Source organism: Halosubterraneus shenae (genome assembly GCF_050510935.1).
In the GTDB taxonomy this organism is placed as follows: Archaea; Halobacteriota; Halobacteria; order Halobacteriales; family Haloferacaceae; genus JBDGPU01.
In genome coordinates this window covers 460,909-481,864 of sequence record NZ_JBNLVO010000004.1, presented here as the reverse complement: position 1 = coordinate 481,864, position 20,956 = coordinate 460,909, and the positions used below count along the sequence as shown (strand labels likewise).

General features: G+C 66.0%; 14 protein-coding genes and 1 tRNA gene. 7 read left to right on the top strand and 8 right to left on the bottom strand.

Translation table 11 applies throughout. The annotated features are described in order from the left end of the window. Nucleotides 1-1,131: 1,131 nt before the first annotated feature. Entirely contained in the window at nucleotides 1,132-1,395 is a 264-nt protein-coding gene (locus tag ACQE3M_RS11400; protein WP_430505732.1) for a DUF7553 family protein, read from the top strand. Nucleotides 1,396-1,490: 95 nt separating this feature from the next. Further along, nucleotides 1,491-1,565, top strand: a tRNA-Val gene (locus ACQE3M_RS11395). 162 nt (nucleotides 1,566-1,727) lie between these two features. On the opposite strand, the gene ACQE3M_RS11390 is transcribed toward ACQE3M_RS11395, so the two are convergent. The 4 genes from ACQE3M_RS11390 to ACQE3M_RS11375 form a co-directional block, all read right to left on the bottom strand. Continuing rightward, nucleotides 1,728-4,847 (bottom strand): carboxypeptidase regulatory-like domain-containing protein, encoded by a 3,120-nt coding sequence (locus tag ACQE3M_RS11390; RefSeq protein WP_430505731.1) that lies wholly within the window; start codon nucleotides 4,845-4,847, stop codon nucleotides 1,728-1,730. A gap of 638 nt (nucleotides 4,848-5,485) precedes the next feature. Further along, entirely contained in the window at nucleotides 5,486-6,385 is a 900-nt protein-coding gene (locus ACQE3M_RS11385) for a proteasome assembly chaperone family protein (protein WP_430505729.1), read from the bottom strand. 129 nt (nucleotides 6,386-6,514) lie between these two features. Beyond that, a complete protein-coding gene (gene corA / locus ACQE3M_RS11380; protein WP_430505728.1) occupies nucleotides 6,515-7,510 on the bottom strand; it encodes a magnesium/cobalt transporter CorA in 996 nt (331 codons plus the stop codon). After that, entirely contained in the window at nucleotides 7,507-7,686 is a 180-nt protein-coding gene (locus ACQE3M_RS11375) for a hypothetical protein (RefSeq protein ID WP_430505727.1), read from the bottom strand. Before ACQE3M_RS11375 ends, corA begins: the two co-directional genes overlap by 4 nt. Nucleotides 7,687-7,820: 134 nt before the next feature. On the opposite strand from ACQE3M_RS11375, the gene ACQE3M_RS11370 reads away from it, so the two are divergent. Both ACQE3M_RS11370 and fdhF read left to right on the top strand, forming a co-directional pair. Continuing rightward, nucleotides 7,821-9,368 (top strand): NADH-ubiquinone oxidoreductase-F iron-sulfur binding region domain-containing protein, encoded by a 1,548-nt coding sequence (locus ACQE3M_RS11370; RefSeq protein ID WP_430505726.1) that lies wholly within the window; start codon nucleotides 7,821-7,823, stop codon nucleotides 9,366-9,368. Nucleotides 9,369-9,371: 3 nt separating this feature from the next. Then, nucleotides 9,372-12,764, top strand: a complete 3,393-nt coding sequence (gene fdhF, locus ACQE3M_RS11365; protein ID WP_430505725.1) for a formate dehydrogenase subunit alpha — start codon at nucleotides 9,372-9,374, stop codon at nucleotides 12,762-12,764. Nucleotides 12,765-12,832: 68 nt separating this feature from the next. Here fdhF and ACQE3M_RS11360 read toward each other — a convergent pair whose 3' ends face one another. Together ACQE3M_RS11360 and ACQE3M_RS11355 are read right to left on the bottom strand one after the other, a co-directional pair. Beyond that, a complete protein-coding gene (locus ACQE3M_RS11360) occupies nucleotides 12,833-13,831 on the bottom strand; it encodes a YeiH family protein (protein WP_430505724.1) in 999 nt (332 codons plus the stop codon). Beyond that, nucleotides 13,828-13,962 carry a hypothetical protein gene (locus ACQE3M_RS11355; protein ID WP_430505723.1) on the bottom strand — a complete coding sequence of 45 codons (135 nt, stop codon included), beginning with the start codon at nucleotides 13,960-13,962 and terminating at the stop codon, nucleotides 13,828-13,830. The genes ACQE3M_RS11360 and ACQE3M_RS11355 overlap by 4 nt, the downstream gene beginning before the upstream one ends. A gap of 148 nt (nucleotides 13,963-14,110) precedes the next feature. Between ACQE3M_RS11355 and ACQE3M_RS11350 the strand changes: the two genes are divergently transcribed. Continuing rightward, the gene (locus ACQE3M_RS11350; RefSeq protein WP_430505722.1) at nucleotides 14,111-14,629 is read left to right on the top strand and encodes a CNNM domain-containing protein; all 519 of its coding nucleotides are present in this window, start codon (nucleotides 14,111-14,113) and stop codon (nucleotides 14,627-14,629) included. 125 nt (nucleotides 14,630-14,754) lie between these two features. Further along, nucleotides 14,755-15,477 carry a hypothetical protein gene (locus ACQE3M_RS11345; protein WP_430505721.1) on the top strand — a complete coding sequence of 241 codons (723 nt, stop codon included), beginning with the start codon at nucleotides 14,755-14,757 and terminating at the stop codon, nucleotides 15,475-15,477. Nucleotides 15,478-15,511: 34 nt separating this feature from the next. On the opposite strand, the gene ACQE3M_RS11340 is transcribed toward ACQE3M_RS11345, so the two are convergent. Beyond that, nucleotides 15,512-16,657, bottom strand: coding sequence for a site-2 protease family protein (locus tag ACQE3M_RS11340; protein ID WP_430505720.1), 1,146 nt, complete (start codon nucleotides 16,655-16,657; stop codon nucleotides 15,512-15,514). Between the two features lie 1,096 nt (nucleotides 16,658-17,753). Further along, nucleotides 17,754-19,433, bottom strand: coding sequence for an aldehyde ferredoxin oxidoreductase family protein (locus ACQE3M_RS11335; RefSeq protein ID WP_430505719.1), 1,680 nt, complete (start codon nucleotides 19,431-19,433; stop codon nucleotides 17,754-17,756). Between the two features lie 520 nt (nucleotides 19,434-19,953). On the opposite strand from ACQE3M_RS11335, the gene ACQE3M_RS11330 reads away from it, so the two are divergent. Further along, entirely contained in the window at nucleotides 19,954-20,916 is a 963-nt protein-coding gene (locus ACQE3M_RS11330) for a C-terminal binding protein (protein WP_430505718.1), read from the top strand. Nucleotides 20,917-20,956 lie beyond the last annotated feature (40 nt).

The following is a 20,956-nucleotide window of genomic DNA, read 5'->3' as shown; positions in this document are numbered from 1 at the left end:
TGTCTTTGTTCGGTCGATCTGGTGTCACCATCGATTGTGAGACCACCTGGCATGCCTTAAAACTCGCAGCTGTTGACCGGTTGTGCTTATAAATAGACTCGGTCGTTGGTGCTCGGTAGACCACTCAGCATGTCTTGAAAGCCCCAGCCGCTGAGCGGTCGCGCTGCTCGCTGCGCGCCTCGCCGACTCACTCGCTTCGCTCGTTCGTCGGCTCTGTGCTTACTTCGCAGGGCGTCCCGCTCAGCGACTGCCCCTTTCAGTCCCGCCCGGGAGTGGTGGCCGGGCGTCGTTCGCGGCGGCTGCTGAGCGGTCGTCGTGCGCCGGCTGTCGAGCGTGCGGTGCTGAGCGGCCGGCGCGCGCGAGCAACGCGTGCGAGGGAGGGCGGGGCGCGCCGCGCGTTGCGGTGCAGTGCCGGCGCGCCCCGGCCGAGGCTGGGGAGGACTGAGGAACTGCGGTTGCGGTGCTGTCGCTGTCGAGGTTGCGGTTGCTGTGCGGTCGCGTTCCTGGCGGACTGAAAGGGCGATGGGCGGTCTCGTGAACAGCGAGAGACCGGAGGTCTCTCGGGCAGCCGGCGCGCCGTCGCCGCGCCGGCGACGAAGTGAACGAGAGCTTGGAAGTCGCAGCCCGGCAGCCCGCTACTGCAGGCAGCCCGGACCGTCTTCCAGTGGTCGCGGCGAAGCGGAGTCGCTGAGCCGACCCCTATCCGCGCCGGGCGGTGTCTTCGCGAGCGGAGCGAGCGGAGGCCAGAAAGTCGCAGCCCGGCAGCCCGCTACTGCAGGCAGCCCGGAACGTCTTTCGCGGCGGAGAGGCGCGGATATGTCGCTTCGCGAGAAATCGAAGATTTCTCGGAGCCCGAAAATCTCCGATTTTCGAGGACAGCGACCGCGAGCGGCCGAGGGCTTTCCCGTTGTTTGCGGTGCTGTCAAGTGTAGCAGCGTCTGCACCCGTCCTTCCAGTTTATAAGCAAGAGCGGCCGAGGGCTTTCTCGCTGTTCTGGTCCAAGGCAAGTCTGGGTCACCTGCACACTGCATAGCGTACCGAGTGTTTGAGGCGTTCCCAGTAACTCCCTTTTAAACTAATTCTGTCCTTTTCACCACAACAGATATATCCGTTGCACGCGAAAGGACAGATATGAACCCGCACTTCAAAGACGCGCGGTACTACCTCGGTCGCACGGCAACCAAGCTCGTCGCCGGCGTGAAGACGGAGCTGGCGCCCGTCGAGGACGCCGTCCGGACCCGACTCGGGCTGGAGAAGGAGGAGGTGTCCCGACGTGAGCGGGTCGAGACCCGACTGCGGACCGCCGGCGAGCGCGCCCGGGTGACGGTCCGTTCCGCCGTCGACGACGGGCGACGCAGGCTTAGCGGCCTCCGTGGCGGGAACGACTCGGCCTAACTCCGGTCGGTCAGCGTTTTTTCGAACTCGGCGCCGGTGCGGCGCACCCGACAAAGCAACCCTTAAGTCCGAACGTCGGATACGTGGAGGCGAGCGGGTCGGTGGTCTAGTTCGGTTATGACGGCTCCTTCACACGGAGCAGGCCGGCGGTTCGAATCCGCCCCGACCCATACAGTACCCTGGTTTTTCTGAAGGACCACCTCTGTTACCGTCATTCGACTTGGGATCTGTTTCTCACCATCGGGTAGCTGGTTCGAGACGTCGCCGCGTGTTTTCGTTCGGAAAGAGAGCGGCGAGACGGTAACTGATACTTGAAAAGGGGACTCCAGCGGTTAGCGGCGCCGTGTCAGCATTGCAGTGGACACTATCGCCAGGAGGGTGAGTGCAGGACCGAACCCTGGGGTACTCCCTTCGGACTGTGTTGCAGTCCCGGTCTCCGTCGCCGTCTGCGTCGTCGTCTCGGTCGACGTCGCGGTCGCCGTTTCACTCGCGGTCTCGGTCGCCGTTTCCTCGGTCGTCGTTTCGTCGACGGTCACCGCGAATTCGGAGAAGCCGGGCGTTTCGGCCTCCAGTACCACCTCCTCGTCCGTCACTTCGACGACCTCCGTTTCCAGCGTCGTCCACTCCCCATTGGAGTGGTGTGCCAGAACGAGTTCCTCGGGTTCCGTGTTCGCCTCGTCGAGCCGGCTCGAATCGACCGCCAGCTGGATCGTCGCCGGGGACTCGCGCTCCTCCTCGGGAACCTCGATTTCGAGCGCGAGGAGTGCCGGTGACTCCAGGCTCTCCGAAGGCTCCGTCCGTTCCCTGACGGTCACGTTCCCGCCGACGTCGTCCTCGAAGACGATCGTATCGACGGCGGTCTCCGCCGTGAACTCGACGACGGAACGGTTGTCGGTGGTCACGACGGGTCGCTGCTCGATCCGAGTGTACGCGGCCTCGGCGGGATCGGTTTCGACGAAACCGGTGTTTTGGTCCGGTTCGGTCGTGTCGTCGGTTGTCTCGTCAGTGGTGTCGGCCGAGTCGTCGTCGGTCGAACTGTCGTCGGTCGAGCTGTCGTCGGACGTGGTCGTACTGTCGTCGGTCGTGGAGTCGTCGGTGGAATCAGTCGTCGACTCCTTCGGGTCAGCCACTACTTCGACGACACCGGCGGAGTACGAGAGGTTCTTGAGCTCGATCCAGGCACCCTCGCTCGTCTCGTTCACGGAGAAATCCGACTTTTCACCCTTGTATCGGGCCGTCAGCTCCGTCTCCGGGTCGTCGATGTTCCACTCGTTCAGCTGGGCGTCCGGGATGAAGGCCCGGTAGAACCCGTCGTTCTGGTTGCCGTTCACCGTCGTCCCGGGGCCGGCAACCCAGACCCGGAGGGAGCCGTTCTCGATCCGAGGCGGCGAGAACGTCTGGGCGTTGGTCGTTACCGTCATGCCGTCGAACCGGTCACGGACCTCCTTCGGAGCGGTGGACATGTCGAAGAGGCCGAAGTAGACCGTCCTGTTCCACCCGAGGTCCGCCCGGTCGTCGGCCCCCGAGGGCCACTGGACCTCGCTCGGGTCCTGCGTCATGAGCGGCCCGACGGGGGTCGACTTGTTGGTAATCGCCTGGAGATTGACGGCCTTCGTGCGGATCGTGATATCGGTCGCGTTCTGGTTGGTCTCGTTCTGGGTCGTTTCCCATTCCACACCACGAGCGCCCCACAGGAGCGAATTCGGGGTGTAGTTCGTCACGGTGATGTTGATGACGAACTCCGTGTCGCGATCGACCCCGAGACCCTCCAGGTCGTTCGGGTACCCACGGGGTGTGCTCGAGCTTTCGTTGAGCAGCTGGACGTGCATCATCCCGGCCCGCACGTCCGCGGTCATCGAGAGGTTCGCGGTGTCGACGCCGGAATTCGACGTTTCGACCGAACTGTGGGTCACTTCCGTCGCTTTCAGCTCGAAGTCAGCCTGAGAGCGGTCGCCGGCAGTCAGGTCGACGAACTCCGTCGACGCCGTCGCGCCCTGCTCGAAGACCGTCACCGAGTAATTGCCCGGCGGAACGGTGACGTTGTAGTTGCCGTCGCTGTCGGTGACGTCGTACAGCATCCGTCCGTCGCCCTCGGCGACGACGAAGGCTCGCTCGACCGGGCCGCTCGCGTTCGTCACGGTCCCGTTGATGTACGCCGGTTCCGCGAGTTCGATCGCGGCCGTGGTGTCGGCGTTCCCGTCGACGGTGACGTTGGTGTCTATGCCCTCCGCATACCCTTCGGCGTCCGCGCTAACCTCGTAGGTTCCCGCAGGCACCTTCAGGGTGAACGTTCCGTCCTCCTCGGTCGTCGTCGAATTGAAATAGGTGTACGTGCTGTCGATGGCCTCTACCCTCGCGTTCGCGACGCCGTTGCCGTCGTCATCGACGACGCGACCGGTGATCGTGCCGGTTTCGGGCGCCTCAGCCATCGCAAGGTCGAGCTGCGCGCCCTCGCCGGACACGTCGACGTCGACCTCGAAACTATCCTCGTACCGGCTCTTCGGGTCGGTCGCAACGACGTCGTAGGTCCCAGGGGGGACGTCGAGCTGGTACTCTCCCGCGGAACCAGTTTCGCTCGACGTAACGATGGAGCCGTCGTCGGGATCGATAGCCAGTACGCTAACGCCTTCGATGGGCGTCCCGTCGCTTTCGTTGACGACCGTTCCGTTCAGCGTGGCCGCGGGCGTAAGCTCGACGTCGAACGTCGCGGTTTCGTTCACCCCGACGGAGACGTTCGTGGTCGTGTTCGACACGTAGCCGTCGGCGTCGACGACGACCTCGTACGTTCCGGCAGCGACCGTCTCGTTGTAGTCACCGTTGTTGTCGGTCGTATTCCGGTAGAACGCACCGGAAGTACTGTTCTTGATCGAGACGTTCGCCCCGCTTATCTGGCTCCCGTCGCTCGCGTTCGTGACGGTTCCGTTCAGCGTCCCTGTCGGGTCGAGCGACGCGTTAATCTCCTTGGTCTCGCTGGCGTTGATTTCAAGATCGGGGAAGTACTCGGATTCGTAGTGTTTCCGATCGATCACAACGTCGTAGGTTCCGGGAGCGAGTTCGAGAGCGTACTCGCCAGTTCCGTTTGTCGTGGTGGACGTCACGAACTCCGAGCCGTTGAGCACGTAAACCGTCGCACCGTCGAGTACGCTTCCATCGCTCGCATTGAATACAGTGCCGGTGAACTCGCCGGAGACGACCTCGAAGGACGTCGTTCCGGACGCGAACTCCGTCCGGTTGTACAGTTCGACGCTCGCTTCGTAGGTGCCGGCGGTACTCGGGTTCGTGATATTGTTCCCGGTCGTGTTGACGGCCACCGTTTCGTCACCAGTGAGAACGGGCTGGTCGCCGCTGGCAAAGGAGACGTTCAGCACCTCTCCACCGTTCTCCGCGGTGACGGAGTCGATCGTTCCGACCTGACTACCGTTGACTGTCACGACGACGTCGTCGGCAGTCACGGCGGCGACCGAGGTGTTGTTATTGGTATAATTCAGTTTGACGTGGGTGAGGTTCTCGCTTACGGACGAGCCGACCGTGATCGACCAGTTGTGATTCGTCTCGGCGTCGACGCCGTCGTCCTCGACGTCTACCGCAACATTACCGGTCGCTGTCGCCGGACCAGCAAAAGCCGAGAGAGCGACGATCGCGACGGTAACAAGACATAATACCTTTCTTACATTTCGTTTACTGGGCGAAGCTGAGGTGTTTCCCGATAGATCTACTAGATCCAACGACATGTGCGTGAGTGCTCATTTTCGGGTGTGATAAAATAAACGGAGTTATGAAAATCTCTAGAACATTCGTGCTATATATTCTCTCTTTTAGTTAGTCGTCTGAAATTAGGGGCCGATTTTCGAAGGTAACTGTATCCGGACGAGTACCTGAGACCTGGGCGAAGCTTTGCCATCGGAGCCGTCGTCGCGGGCGGGGCTGGCACTCGGACCCTTTCATACGGGGCGTGAACGAGTCGCGACTACTGTCGGACGCGTTCGTCGTCCGTCCCAACCCATCGGCTGGCCCCGCCCAACCGACCTTATTTAAGAGGGATGGAACGCGTGAGCTCCCGCCGCAGAGCTGGATCGGAACACCGGCGGTGTCACATGTACATCCGGTCGTGCGGGTACTCCTCACCTCGCCGGCCCTCCTCCCCGTCCCGGAGCGACTGCATTCGCTCGGAGAGCTCGCGGTAGTACTGTCGCATCTCGTCGGCGCGCCGTCGGAGGTCGGTTTCGTCGACGTCGACCCCGTAGACGGTCCGGAGGCTCCCCAGGAGCCTGAGCGCGCCGTCGAGGTCGGGACCCGGCGGGTGACTCGGGGTCACCAGGACGCCGACCGGCGGCAGGTCGCCTTCCATCCCCCGGACCAGCAGCTCCCCCAGGACGCCGTCGAAGAAGCCGCCCGAGAGCGGCGGTATCTCCTGGCCGGGGGCGTCGTCGCCGGGCGTGTCGTCTCCGGGCGTGTCCTCACCCGGTACGTCCTCGCCCGACGTGCCGGCTTCAGCGTCCTCGTGACCCGACGCGCCGGCTTCCGCGGCGTCGTCGCCGACCGCCGTCCCGTCGCTGTCGAAGTGCCGCGCCCGGTACTCGTCGGTCGCGACGTGGGAGACCACGTGGTCCGTCTCGGCGTGCTGGAACGGCGCGCCGTGGACTACGGTAATCTCGTCGATCCCGGTCGTGGCGACCCACTCCGTGAGGGCGTCAGCGAACTGGTCCGCGATGCCGACGGGCAGGAACACTTCGCCGACGAGGATCGTCAGGTCGGCCGCGGGTGCAGTGTAGAGTCGAATCGGATGCCGCGGGCGACCCTCGGAGAAGGGGGTAAGGTCGGGGAGGTGCCGCGTCGACACGTGGCCGACCTGCGTGGTCTCGAGAGCGGACACGAGGTGGTCTGTCGCGGACAGTCCGGCGACGCCGGGGTCGGCGACGCCGACGACCAGCACGTCGCCCAGCGGCGCCTGGGCCGTGATCTCGACGTCGAGGGTTGGTGCTCCGTCCATGGTGTCCGATACGGCGGTTCCCTAATGACTCTTGGGCGCTCCGTCGGTCGCCGGATGGGTCGAGGCCGTCGCCGAGCGCGTCGGCGTCGGTCCAGGGGCCAGCTGTCGCCCCACCCCGATCGCGGGCGATCAGATCCAGTCCTGTCGCCGGAAGTGGATGAGCATGATGCCGGCGAGCACGATCATGCCGAGCATCGTCGCGGGGTAGCCGTACGTCCAGTAGAGCTCCGGCATCGCGAACGGCGTGTCGGCGAAGTTCATCCCGTAGACGCCGACGACGAACGTGAGCGGGATGAAGATGGTTGCGACGACGGTGAGCGTCTTCATCACGTCGTTCGTCGACTGCGAGACCGCGTTCAGGTAGATGTCCCGCGACCCACCGGTCAGGTCGCGGTACGTCTCGATGAGGTCGACGACCTGGACGAGGTGGTCGTACACGTCCCGGAAGTACTTCTCGTTCTCGTCGGCCACCTGCGGGATGTCACCGCGGGAGAGCGCCGATATCGCCTCGCGGGCGGGCCAGGCCACCTTGCGGAACGCGAGGAGGTCGCGCCGGATCTCGTTGAGCGCCTCGAGCATGTGCGGGTCGGGACTGGTCAGGACCCGCTCCTCGACCGCTTCGATGTCGTCCTCGATCTCGTCGAGCACGCCGAAGTAGTCGTCGACGATGCCGTCGATGAGCCGATAGGCGAGGAAGTCCGTGCCGCGGTCGAGGCTCCGCTCGCCGTACCGCTCCCACTTCGGGTCCGTGGGGTCGATCGCGTCGTTCTCGGTCGGCGACAGGGTGACCAGCCAGTCCTGCCCGATGAAGAAGCCGACGGAGTGCGTGCGGACCTCCTTTTTGAACTCCACCTCCTCCCGCTGGCTCAGCTGCGTGGTTTTCATGAGGACGAACGTGTGGCCATCGTACTCCTCGGTCTTCGGCCGCGTCTGGTCGTCCAGCACGTCCTCCACCGCGAGCGGGTGGATGTCGAACCGTTCCCTGAGGGCTCGCATCCCGGTCGTCTCGGCTTCCTCGGCTTGCCGCCACGGTTTCCCGGCGACCGCGCCGGCAACGGCCTCGACGTTGACGTTCTGGTGTCGTTCCACGCCGTCCGGCGTGTAGACGATGGCGTCCAGGGTCATTCCGCTGCCTCCGTCGCTTCCGTGGTATCGGGGCTACCGATCGCGGCCAGCGCGACGCCGACCATGAGCACCGTGATCGAAAATGCGCGACCCGTGTACGGGACGTACACCCCGATCACGTACCCTCCGACGCCGACACCGCTGAGGACGAGCCCGGCCAGTCGTTGCCAGTGCATACCTCGACATCCGACCACGGCGAGAAAGGTGTAGGGGTCCGCGAGTGGTCCCCGGCTTCCCTCGGGCAGGGATCTCCCCCGGGCAGGACGTATCGAGCGCTGTCTTCTTGTATCTCCACCCACCTGTTTCGGACATGAATCGGGACAGGGGGTCCGCCGGCACCGTCCGCGTGGCTGGTAGTCCGACCGCCGCCGCTGCCGCCGACGCCGCCGCAGAAGCCGAGGCCATGGGACTCGTGGAGGCAGCCCGGGCCGCGACCAGCGACGTTCCCGTCATCGAGACGGGACCCACCGGGATCGACGCCATCGAACCGCTCGTCCTCTGCACGCAGGAGGGGACGACGACCTTCCATTACACGCCAACGGCCGACGCTGTCACGCGGTTCGTCGACGACGTCGCGACCGGCACGCTTCCGACCGACGAGGCCGACGCCGTCGTCGACCACGACCCGGAACCGGACCGACTCCCGGTGCCCGAATCGGGCCCGCTCTCGGTCGGCGACCGGCTCGCGCTGGGACCGTGCGGCTGGGTCGACCCGGCGGAGCCGGCGGACCACGCATTCCTCTCCGATGCTCAGCTCGAATCCGTCGAGTCAATGGGACTGCTCGGGCGCGGTCGCGGCGACGCCGCCACTGACGCCCCGGTGTTCGACGAGTGGACGACGGCCCGGGACGCGGATGGCGAGCCGGTCGTCGTCGTCAACGCGAACGAGGCCGACGAGCGCTCGCGAGCCGCGGACACCCTCCTCGGCGGCGCGCCGTACCCCGTCCTCGACGCGGCCGTCGCCGTCGCCGAGTTCGTCGACGCGAGCGACGTGATCGTCTACTGCAACGAGTCCGCCGAGGGCCTCCACGACCGTCTCACCCGGGCTATCGACGCTGCTCGCGACGAGTTCGCGGTCGTCCCACAGGTCGTCGCTGGCCCGGACACGTTCACCGCGGGCGAGGAGACGATGGCGCTGGAGGCGCTGGAGGGCGCCGACCGCATCGAGGCGCGCATCCGCCCGCCAGGGCCCGCCGAACACGGGCTCTACGGCCGTCCGACGGTTGTCCACACGCCGCGAACGCTGGCGCAGGTGTACCGGGCGCTCGAAGCCCCGGACGCGGTCGGTTCGGCGGCCCCGTTCGAACCGGCCGACGCCGACCCGGGAACTCGCCTCGTCACCGTCGCCGGCGACGTGGACGCTCCGGCGACCGTCGAACTGCCGACCGGGAGCTCGCTGGCGACGGTCACGGACGCCGTCACCGGCGACGAGTTCAAGACGGCCGTCGTGGGCGGGCAGTTCGGTGGGTTCGCGCCCGACCTGGACGTGCCGGCGAGTGCCCCTTCGCTCGACAGCGCCGGTCTCGGGACGAACGGCGTCGTCGAGCTGCTCGGTGACTCGCGCTGCGTCGTCGCCGAGGTCGGCGAGCGGAGTCGGTTCGCGAGCGAATCCAACTGCGGCCGCTGCGTCCCGTGCCGCGAGGGGACGACCCAGCTCGTCGAGAAGCTCCGGGCCGTCTACGACGGCGAGTACGATGCGGAGGGCCTTCGCGAGCTCGCCCGCGTGATGGCCCGGTCGTCGACGTGCACGTTCGGCGTCACGGCGGGCCGCCCGGTCCGGACCGCGCTCGCGGCCTTCGAACCGGAGTTCCGCGCCCACGCGAACGGTCGCTGTCCCAGCGGTACCTGTAAGATCTAACCCATGAGCACAGACGAATCTACCCCGGATCGCTCGCTCCCGAGCGTGCCGGACACCGAGAACCCGACCCACGAGACGCCGTTGACCGAGGACTTCAACGACGGCACCGCGAACGACCCGGCTGTCGGAGACGGAAGCCCATCGCCGGCGACTCTCACCGTCGACGGCGACGAGATCACCGTCCCGTCGGACGCGACGGTCATCGAGGCGCTGGAGGCCACTGGCGCCGCCGAGGACGTGCCCGCGCTCTGTCACTACGACCGGGACTCCGAGTGCGGCGACGAGATCGGCCCGCGAAGCGAGTGCCGGACCTGCATGGTCGAGACCGACGCCGAGGGCCTCGTACCGGCGTGTTCCCATCCCGTCGAGGACGGGCTCTCCGTGCGGACGGACGCGCCCGACGCCGCGGAGGCTCGCGAGGTCAATCTCGACCTCGTGCTCTCGAATCACAACCTCCGGTGTACGACCTGCAACCAGAACGGGCGCTGCGAGCTGCAGGACGCCGCCATCGAGACCGACGTCGAGGAGCCTCGCTACGGCGTCTTCGACGACCGCGACGCGTACGAGCCGCTCGACGACACCTCGCCGTTCATGCAGATCGACCGGAACAAGTGTATCACCTGCAACCGCTGCGTCGAGGCCTGCAACGACGTACAGGCCGAGGGCGTCCTCCGGATCGAGGGCAGCGGGCAGGACACCCGGATCGGCTTCCAGTCGGACGCCGACACGATGGCCGACTCCGAGTGCGTCTCCTGTGGCCACTGCGCGACGGTCTGCCCGACTGGCTCGATTACGGAGAAGGGAATGGCTGGCATGGCGACGCTTCCGATCCCGGGCTTCAACCATCGCAACTCCATCGGGGAGGCCGTCGAGCACGAACCTGTCGAGACGCTCGACGACACGCCCGCGCCGAACCGCGGCGTCGAGGCGGGCGACGGCCGGCCGGACCACGTCGCCGAGGCACGTGGTGGCGACGCCGACCACGTCGTCGACGCCGACGACCTCGCCGACCCCGAGTCGAAGTCCGGCGTCGCCCGCTTCATGGCGAAGGCGAAGCGGTCGGCGACGGAGACGCTCGAGTCATACGGGAAGGAGGCGTTCCTCGCCGGCGAGCACGCGGCCGAGTCGCTGGCGGCAAAGACGCTCTCGGAGGGTCGCCTGTTCGACGTCGCGGACCGCGTCAGCGACGCCCGGCTCGCGAGCGTCGACACCGAGGAGACGACCTGCGGCTTCTGTGCGGTCGGCTGCCGCTTCGAGATGACCGCGAAGGACGGCGAGTACCGGGGCGTCGAGGCGCTCGACGACCCGAGCGACGCGCCGGCCAACGACTTCTCGACCTGCGTGAAGGGGAAGTTCGGCCACGAGTTCGCCAACTCCGACGAGCGGATCACCGCGCCGCTCGTCCGGAACGACGACGGCGACCTCCACGAGGTCTCCTGGGACGAGGCGCTCGACCGCGTCGCCGAGGGCCTCCGGGAGATCCAGGCCGAGTCCGGCCCCGACGCCGTGGCCGCCCTGGCCTCCTCGAAGGGCTCCAACGAGGAGGCGTACCTGGTCCAGAAGTTCGCCCGCCAGGTGCTCGGGACGCGGAACGTCGACAACTGCGCGCGGCTCTGTCACTCCTCGACGGTCGCCGCGCTCCAGCAGACCGTCGGCTACGGGGCGATGACGAACCGCATCAACGAGGACGTTGGCGAGGCGGACGCCTACCTCATCACGGGCTCGAACACAACCGAGTCGCATCCGGTGCTGGCGACACGTATCAAGCGGAACGTCCGCGACGGCGCCGACCTCGCCGTCTTCGACCCGCGCAAGGTCGGCATCGCCGAGCACGCCGACCACTTCTGCCGGACGAAGGCCGGCTTCGACGTGGCGTGGATCAACGGCCTGATCCGCTACGCCATCGAGCACGACCACCACGACGAGGCGTTCATCGAGCGCAACACGAAGAACTTCGCGGCGCTCCGCGAGAAGGTCGAGCCGTTCACGCCGGAGCGCGTCGAGGAGCTCGCCGGCATCCCCGAGGACGAATTCGTCGAGGCTGCCGAGACGGTGTGTACCGCCGACTCGCTCATCATCGGCTGGGCGATGGGGATGACCCAGTCCAGCCACGGCACGCAGAACTGCCTCGCGCTGGCGAACCTCGCCCTGGTCCTCGGGCAGCTCGGCAAGCCAGGCGCGGGCCTTTCACCATTCCGTGGCCAGAACAACGTCCAGGGCGCCGGCGGCGACATGGGAACCCTGCCGGGGAGCCTCCCGGGCTACCAGTCCGTCGAGGACGAGGACGTGCTCGAGAAGTTCGCGGACGCCTGGGGCGAGCGCCCGCCCGAGGGGCCCGGTCTCAAGGTGCCCGAGATGATGGACGAGGCCCTCGCCGGAAACCTTCGCGGGATGTACGTCGTCGGCGAGAACCCGGCGCTCTCCGAGCCCGACGTCTCCCACGCCGAGGAGGCCCTCGAGGCGCTCGACTTCCTCGTCGTGCAGGACATCTACGAGACGGAGACCGCCGAGCACGCCGACGTGATCCTCCCCGCGGCCACCTCGCCCGAGAAGGACGGGACGTTCACCAACACGGAGCGCCGGATCCAGCGCGTTCGCGGCGCCGCCGACGCGCCCGGCCAGGCCAGACAGGACTGGGCGATCACGCAGTCGCTCGCGCGGCGGCTGGGCGCCGACTGGGACTACGACGCCCCGCGCGAGGTGATGGACGAGATCGCCGACGTCGCGCCCATCTACGGCGGCGTCTCCTACGACCGTCTCGAGGGCGGCGAGCAGCACGGGCTCCAGTGGCCGGTACCCGACGAGGACCACCCCGGGACGCCGTACCTCTACGACTACGAGGACGGCGAGTTCAACTTCGACGACGGGCTCGCCCGCTTCGTCCCGGCCGACATGGGCAAGCCGAACGAGCTGCCCGACGAGGAGTACCCGCTCACGCTCACGTCCGGGCGCGTCCTCTACCACTGGCACACCGGGCAGCTCACCCGCCGCGTCGAGGGGCTGATGCACCACGTCGGCGAGTCGTTCGTCGAGATCCATCCCGAAACCGCCGACGCCCTCGACGTCGCCGACGGCGACTACGTCCGCGTCTCGTCGCGCCGCGGCGAGATCGCCGTCAGGGCGGAGGTGACCGACCGGGTCGGCGTCGGCACCGTCTTCATCCCGATGCACTTCGCCGCCGGCGCGGTCAACGAGCTGACCCAGGAGGCGTTCGACCCGACCTCGGGGATCCCGGAGTACAAGGTCGCCAGCGTCCGTATCGAGGGGCTGGACGGGGAGGCTGACCCCGTCGCCCTCGACGACCTACGTCCGCCGGGCGCCACCGGCGGCGACGGCGCCGACGGCCTGGACGAGCCACGTGGCTTCGACGACACAGCAGCGTCGTCGGACGACTGACCGGCCACGCGCTTTCCAGCGGCACTCGCAACGTGGCGTGGCCTCCTTCCGGAACGCGGGCCCCTCTTTTAAAACGCGAGAGCAACGAGGACGTACGCCAGGCCGCTCGCGACGACGAGGTAGGTACCGACCACCGCGATGGGCACGACCCCGGTTTTCCGCATCGCCGCCAGCGAGATGTCGAACCCGAGGCCGGCGAACGCGAGCAGGAACAGCACGTCCGAGGTGGCGACGAGGGCGTCGACGACCGCTGCGGGCACCACGCCGAGCGTCGTTATCACTGCGAGTAGTAGGAACCCCAGGAGGAACGTCGGGAACTCCGTCCAGATCCGGCGAGCCCGCGGCACGCGCTGGTGTGCGTTGCCCACGCCTCCGACGTACCGGACCGAGTACCCCACGGCGACGAGGCCGATCAGGGCATTCCGGGCCAGTTTCGTCACGGTGGCCCACTCGCCGGCGACTGCCGAGTGCGCGAACCCGGCAGCTGCGACTGGTCCGGTCGAGAACATCGAGAGCCCGATCCAGACGCCGTAGACCGTCGAGTCGAGCCCCAGCACCCGGCCGACGGCCGGGAAGACGAGGAGGGTCACCGCGTCGAACAACAGGATCGTCGCCGCAGCGTGGGCGACCTCCGAGTCCTCGGCCTCGCAGATCGGGGCGACTGCCGCGACCGCGGAGATGCCACAGATGGACGACCCGGCAGCCAGCAGCGTGCCCAGTCGGTCGTTCAGGTCCGCGATCCTGGCGAGCGCAGTGACGACGACCAGCCCGAACCCGACGATGCCGAGCACCAGCGCGGCCAGTCGCGGGCCCGCGGCGACGATAGCGTCCAGCGAGAGGCGGGCGCCGAGCAACACGATGGCGACCTCGAGTAGTCGCGAGTGCGTCGCGACGCCGGGGCGGAAGCGACGCGGGACGCCGACGGTGTTGGCGACCACGGCTCCGAGCCCGATGGCGAGCAGCAGCGGGGTCACGACCGGCAGCGCGGTCCCGACGACCGCGGCCCCGCCGGCGACGGCTCCGAGGAGGGCGAGTCCCGGGACCAGCCGGCGGATCGCCGGGATCACGGCGTCGCCTCCAGCAGCGAGACGGGGCCGTCCGACACCGTGTCCGCGCCGTCCGATACCGTGACCGCGCCGTCCGACGGCGGACCGGCTGCCCAGCCGCGGCGACGAGTCGGGACACGTTCGTGAGCCACGAATACGTGGACGTGGCCGCGTCGGCAGTTTATAACCCACTATTCGCCTCTCGTCCGCCGACCGGGCCGTGTCGGCACCGCTGTCGGGCTGGCCAGTCCGGCCACCGACAGCGTGACCCTTTTTCAGTCGTGGCGACGGTGGCTCCGTATGGCACTCGACACGTTCACGCTAGCCGGCAGCGCGGCGATCGCCGGCCTCGTGGCACTGAGCGCGTTCTTCTCGAGCAGTGAAACGGCGATCTTCACACTGTCGGACGAGTGGATCACCGAACAGGAATCCCTCGGCGACGCCCGGATCGCGGTCTTACAGGAGCTCCGAAGCGACCCCCATCGACTGCTCGTAACGATCCTCGTCGGCAACAACGTCGTCAACATGGCCATCGCCAGCCTCACGACCGTGATCGTCATCAAGTTCCTGCCCGCCGGCGGCGCCGTCACGGTGGCGACGGTGCTCGCCAGTTTCATCGTCCTCGTGTTCGGCGAGATCGTGCCGAAGTCCTACGGGCTCGGCCACGCCAGAGAGTGGGCACCGACCGTCGCCGGCCCGATATCGCTCGTCGAGCGCTCGCTGTACCCGCTCGTCGTCGTCTTCGACGTCGTCACGCGCCGCCTGAGCGCCTGGATCGGTGGCGACGTCGACATCGAGGACCCCTACGTCGAGGAGTGACGCCGCGACTGACTCCAAACGATAGTCGACGTCACCCGGGGCCGTTTCCGGAGACCACTCGAGGTCACCGGTCCGTCCGGGATGCGGAACGCGCAGATTAACCGCTCTCGGGTCCTGGGTCGCCCATGACCGATCTGTCGGCGCTCGACGTCACTGACGTCGACGCCGTTGCGGCCGAGCGCGACGAGGTCCTCGAGGAGGTACGCGACCACGCGGGGCAGATTGCCTACCAGCTAGCGACGCTGTACGGCGGCGACTACGGCCAGCAAACGTTCGACACGCCGGGCGGCGAGTGGACGGTCAAGTACGAGGCGGGCGCCCTCGAGTATCTCCGCTTTTCACCGGCGTCCGGGTCCGCGACCTACGTCGTCTCGACGAAGCGGCCACCGGAACCGGCGGCGCTGGCGACCGCGCTCGACGACTACGACGACTTCGTCGCGGCGTACAACGAGCACGTCCGGTCGCTCGAAGGGGCTCTCGACGACGTCGCTACCAATTTTCCGACCGTGGAAACGACCGAGACCGTGGTCGCCGAACGCGACCGGGTCCTCGACCGCGTCGAGGAGATCTGCACCGTGATCGCCGGCGAACTCCATCGGTACGAGGGGGACGAGTACGGCACGTTCACGACGCGCGTCGACGGCATCCGCTGGGAGCTGAAGTGGGAACGCGACAGCGCGACGTACCTGCGAGCTGGCGGGTCCAACGGCCTCTATCTACTGTCGCAGTACGGGCCGCCATCGGCCGCCGACATCCGTGAATACCTGCCCCGGTTCCGCGGATTCGTGCGGGCGTACAACGACCACGTCGCGGCGCTCGAGCAGGACCTCGAACGGATCGACCTGTGAACTTGACTGCGAGCAGTCCTCCGAAGACTAACGGTTAGAACGCGCCGGTCGCGGCGCCCTGGAAGCCCCGCCGGATCGTCATGGCGTGGGCGTAGTCCGACTGGGTGAGCACGCCGACGACCTCGCCGTCGGCTTCGACGATCACCGTCGAGCTGCCGGACTGGTTCATCACGGCGAGCGTGTCGAAGGCGTCGTCTTCGGGGGCCACGCGACCGACCTCGCGCATGACCTCACCGATCTCGGTCGTCGCTCTGGCACCCTCCTCGACCTTCTTGAGGTCCTCGAGCGCGACGACGCCGACGACGGCGCCGGACTCGTCTGTGACGAGGTGGACGGACTGGCGGTCTCGGAGCAGTCGGTCGCCGAACGCCTCGACCGTCGTCGTCGCGGGGACGGTCGCCGGCTCGCGCGTCATGATGTCGTCGACGGTGATGCCCTCCAGCAGCTCGTCGAGGAGGACCGTCCGCGACTCCGTCGTCGCGGCGCCGTAGATGAACACGGCGAGCAGGATCAGGATGATATGGAAGTTCAGGACGCCGACGATGGCGAAGAGGAACGCGAAGCCGACGCCCACGCGCACTGCGATCTGGGTCGCCTTCCCGTACGGCCGATTCCGGGCGAGGAGCGCGCGCAGGATCCGACCGCCGTCCATCGGGAACGCGGGAAGCAGGTTGAACCCGGCGAGCACGACGTTCGTGATGGCGAGGTAGCCGAGCACGAACCGGGTGGCCTGCAGGGATTCCGGCGAGACGAGCACGGCCGCGTAGCAGACGGCGCCCACGAGGACGCTCGTGATCGGCCCGGCGATGGCGATCCGGAACTCGCGGTTCCACTCCTTCGGGATCGACGTTAGCGCCGCCATGCCGCCGAGGATCCACAGGGTGATCGACTCGATCTCGATGTCGTACCGGAGCGCCACCCACGAGTGGCCGAGCTCGTGCAGCGTGACGCTCACGAACAGCCCGACGGCCGCGGTAATGCCGATGAGCCACGGCATGTTGCCCGCGCGGAGGACGGCAAGGTCGAAGCCGACGCCCGTGAACCCGGTGATGAAGCCGGCGTACAGTGCGATCTGCTCGCCGCCCCCGATCAGCCACGCGAGGATCGGGAGGAAGATCAAAAGCGACGTGTTGATCCGGATCGGAATGTCCCAGATCTCCGTAATCGTATAATTCCGCATACTCAACCGGTTTGGTTCGCAACCCCTTATAAAATGGCATCCACCGTTTGGGGAATTTCCGGAGACCGTAACCCGGATCGATGGCGATCGGTTGCGCCCGGCGTAGCTGTCCGTTCGCAACCGCTCGAACGCTGAACGATCCGGGGCGACCCACGACGTCCAGCGGCTCTTTCCCGATTTTCGCAGAATTCCCGTAACAGGGGTTCCATGGCCACGGTACTCGCTGATCTCCAGCAGGAACTCGCGGCCTCGCCCTCGCCGGCCGCGGCGTTCGAGGACCTCCCGGTATCGCTCGCCGGGAGGTCTTCTTCCAGCTACCGGACGCCGTCGAGGAATCGCTCGTCGCCGACGTGGACGCCGCCCAGCTTCGGTCGTTCGTCAGACGCCTGGATCCGGACGAGGCGACCGATGTCCCGGGTTCTTCATCTTCCAGAGGCTTGCAAAGTGGGTGCTTGGGAGCTGAATAAAGGTCTACAATTGAGTAGGATTACTATACTATCGGGATTTATATAGGAATAGGCGAGGTCAGCATAAATCGGATACTTCTCCAATTTGAGTAATATTCGGAGAGTTTTTAGAGCGATCTCGTCGTATATTCGTTCATATATCCGGGAATAGGTTTATTAGGACCATTTTTCCAACTTGTATTTGTTCTCGCGCCGAGCAACTAGACATCAGCTTTATTCCCCTAGTTGAAGGCTGGAACATGGATTACGGATTATTGTCGCGGAACTACGGCCCCTGCCGGTGAAACGAACGTACCAGACAGAATTATATGTAAAATATCTCATTCACAGGGTTAGTCTTCGTTTCGGTTTACTCGAAGTTCCTCCCTGAACCGGATGGAGACTCGATCACATCGTCGGAGAAAGGTCCGTTACTCGAAAGCCTTGGCCACCTGGACTCGAGGGGTAGTTCGCTTCCGGTTACGTTCCAGCGAGTTCGCGGAGGACGACGCCGGAGGCTGTCCCGACGCAGTCGCGGCTCGTTCGTCCGGCGGCCGTCGACGTCGCCCGGTGCATCTGCCCTCCCCGGCAGCTCGCCATTAACCGGTACTGTGGAGGGGCGATTTTGCGTCGGGTGGAACGTGACCACCTCAGCCGTCAGCTAGTCGGTACTCGTCGGGCAGTTCCGCATCCGGAACGACACCGTCCTGCCACCCGCGGATATCGTAGTACTCGTCGAGCGCCTGCTGGAAGTCCGGGATGCTGTAGGGGAGGCGGTCGTCCTCGCGGTCGAAGCCACGCTGGTTGTTGAAGTGACGTTCGAGCGTAACGGTCCGAGCGCCGACGGCAAGCAAATCCTCGAAGTCCGCGCCGAACAGCGTTTCGTAGCGCTCCCGGTTCATGTAGTCACGGGAGAACTTGCAGACGACCCCGCTGTCGTTGAGGGCCATCAGGTTCTCGCGGTGCTGGAGTCGTTCGGCCTTCCCACGGGTTCCGGTCGGATCGAGCGCCTGTTCGTCGCCGACCAGGGGATACTCCACCGAATAGAACGTCGCGTACATGTGGTCGGCACCGCGGTTGGCGACGGCGTACGAGAGCCCCTGTCCGTGAAGTACACGACCTTCGTGAGCGGCGAAGTCCATCCCCTTGACCGTCCAATTCTCGACCCCGAGTTCGTCGTGGACGCGGTCGATGCCCTCGGCGAGCACGTCGCCGATCCCCTCCCGATGGGCGATCTTCTCGACGGTCTCCTCGATGAGTTCCTGATTGCCGAACTCCTCTTCCGCGGCGAGATACGCCGCCACCGTATTCCCGGCCGAGATGGCGTCCAGACCGTATTGGTCACAGAGTTCGTTCGACTGCATCACGTCGACGATGTCGTCGATACCGGAGTTCGAACCGAACGCCATCGCAACCTCGAACTCCGGGCCCTCCGTCTCGACGCCCGACACCTCGTCTCTGGTCGGGAGCTTGCAGGCGAACGCACAGGCCGAGCAGGTCCCCTTCTTGTACTTTTTCTCCTCCACGGCGTCGCCGTTGATCCCGTCCGCGCCGTCGAAGGACTGCTCGGAGAAGTAGTACGAAGGGAGCCCGTTCACCTCATTGGCGAGATCCATCACCGCGACGGTTCCCTGTCGTTTCATAATGTGGTCGTCCGTCGCGGCCTCCTGATGGATCTCCATCTGTGCCGCCGGAATATCGACGTCCGGCGGTGAGTCGCCGCCGAACGTTATCGCCTTGACGTTCTTCGCGCCGAGGACCGCGCCTAACCCGCCTCGGCCGAAGGCCCGTTCCTCGGAGGTCATTATGGAGGCGAACCGAACCTGGTTTTCACCAGCCGGCCCGATCACCGCAGTCTGGTCGACGCCGACGTCCCGGTCCGCCGTGAGATAGTCGGTCGTCTCGGTGACCGTCGCTCCAGCGAGCTGTGGAACCGGCTCGAATTCGACGCCGTCGTCTCGGACGTGTACGGCGATCAGTTCGTCACTGGCCCCGGTCAGCTCGACAGCGCTGTATCCAGTATCGGCGAAGTTCCGGGACATGAATCCCCCGGCGTTCGAGGACAACAGACCATCGGTCAGCGGCGATACCCCCGTACAGTTCATCCGTCCAGTGAAACTCATGTTCGACGACTGCATCGGACCAGTCGTGAACACGAGTCTGTTGTCGGATCCGAGCGGATCGGCGTCGAACGGGATGCGCTCGTGAGCCAATCGTGTCCCGACACCACGGCCACCGATGTACCGCTCGTTGATCGGATCGATATCCTCCTGCGAGGTATCTCGATCGGCCAGGTCCACCGTCAGTAGTGACCCGCTATTGTGAAGCACAACAGCTCTTTCCATTCACACCCCCTAAAGAGTTAGTGTCCGGTTACTGTCGTGTCCGACGCGACGGAAACTCCGTTTCGGGTCGATACCGACGACATGGGATACCACTGGGGGAACAACATATCGGAAACTCACGCCAGGTGATAGCTCCGTGTTAGGCCTGCCGCGGTCGCACAGTGGATAGCTCCTGCAGCACTTCTCTGCGATGGTGTACGCGGGCATCTCTATGGGTGTGTCCGTAGCAGTAGTTCTCTGCGGCCGGAGGCCGCCGATACCGTAGACGCCCACGCGTCGACCTTGCTCTCCGCAGCTGGAGCTCCCGGAGGCGCCCCCGAGCCGAACGCCAGCGTCGAGTTCCAGGGACGGCGTCGAGTTCCAGGGACGGCATCGAGTTCCCGGAGCGATCCGTTGCCGGATATACCGTTCCGAACCAGCGGGTTCGCTCCGCGACCCGTGTGGATACTCTCCCCGGCGCACAACCCAACGCTTTTTCGAGTGGGTCAGACAGAGCCTACTGGTAATGACGAAGGTTGTCATCACGGATCACGAACTGCCGGACCTCGCCATCGAACAGGAGCTCGCCGCCGAGCACGGCGCCGAAATCGTCGAGGCCCAGGCCGAGACGCCAGCGGAGGTCATCGACGCGGCCGACGGTGCTGACGGACTCGTCGTGACCTATGCCCCGATTACCGACGAGGTCTTCGAGGCTCTCGACGACCTCTCCGTCGTCGCTCGACTGGGTATCGGCGTTGACAACGTCGATATCGAGAGCGCGACCGAACACGACGTCGCCGTCACTAACGTCCCGGACTACTGTAAAGACGAGGTCCCGGAACACGCTCTCGCATTGATCATGGCCTGCGAGCGACGTATTCGGTCGTTCGACGCAGCGATCCGGAACGGGACGTGGGACTGGAAAGAGGGGAAACCGATGCATCGACTTCGGGGACAGACCCTGGGACTCGCCGGGTTCGGCATGATTCCGCGGAGCCTCGTCGAGAAAACACGGGCGCTCGGCTTCGAGTACGTCGGCTACGACCCCTACGTCTCCGAAGCGGAATTCGCCGAGAGCGGGGTTGAAAAGGTCTCCTTCGAGGAGATGCTGAACCGGGCGGACGTCGTCTCCATCCACACGCCGCTTACCGAGGAGACGCGTGACCTCTTCGACGCCGACGCGTTCGCGAGAATGTCCGAGAACGCCACGCTGGTCAACACGGCACGAGGGGGGATTGTCGATACGGACGCACTCGCGGCGGCCTTACGGAGCGGTGAGATCGGGGCGGCCGGCCTCGACGTGCTTCCGGAGGAGCCGCCCGAGGACACCCCCCTCAAGGACTGCGAAAACGCGGTGCTGACGCCACACACCGCGTTCTACTCCGAGGAATCGATCGACGTCCTGCGCCGTTCCGCGACGGAGAGCGTGTTCGACGTCCTGGCGGGCGACGAGATCGACAACGTCGTTAACCCGAGCGTCCTGGAGTAGTAACGACCGGTTCCGGCGAACAGGGACTCGTCTCGGGGAC

Coding starts and splice junctions, on each gene's coding strand:
- ACQE3M_RS11350 (WP_430505722.1), top strand. CDS start 14,111: ATGGCACTCGACACGTTCACGCTAGCCGGCAGCGCGGCGATCGCCGGC.
- ACQE3M_RS11385 (WP_430505729.1), bottom strand. CDS start 6,385: ATGGACGGAGCACCAACCCTCGACGTCGAGATCACGGCCCAGGCGCCG.
- corA (WP_430505728.1), bottom strand. CDS start 7,510: ATGACCCTGGACGCCATCGTCTACACGCCGGACGGCGTGGAACGACAC.
- ACQE3M_RS11375 (WP_430505727.1), bottom strand. CDS start 7,686: ATGCACTGGCAACGACTGGCCGGGCTCGTCCTCAGCGGTGTCGGCGTC.
- ACQE3M_RS11370 (WP_430505726.1), top strand. CDS start 7,821: ATGAATCGGGACAGGGGGTCCGCCGGCACCGTCCGCGTGGCTGGTAGT.
- ACQE3M_RS11330 (WP_430505718.1), top strand. CDS start 19,954: ATGACGAAGGTTGTCATCACGGATCACGAACTGCCGGACCTCGCCATC.
- ACQE3M_RS11340 (WP_430505720.1), bottom strand. CDS start 16,657: ATGCGGAATTATACGATTACGGAGATCTGGGACATTCCGATCCGGATC.
- ACQE3M_RS11400 (WP_430505732.1), top strand. CDS start 1,132: ATGAACCCGCACTTCAAAGACGCGCGGTACTACCTCGGTCGCACGGCA.
- ACQE3M_RS11345 (WP_430505721.1), top strand. CDS start 14,755: ATGACCGATCTGTCGGCGCTCGACGTCACTGACGTCGACGCCGTTGCG.
- fdhF (WP_430505725.1), top strand. CDS start 9,372: ATGAGCACAGACGAATCTACCCCGGATCGCTCGCTCCCGAGCGTGCCG.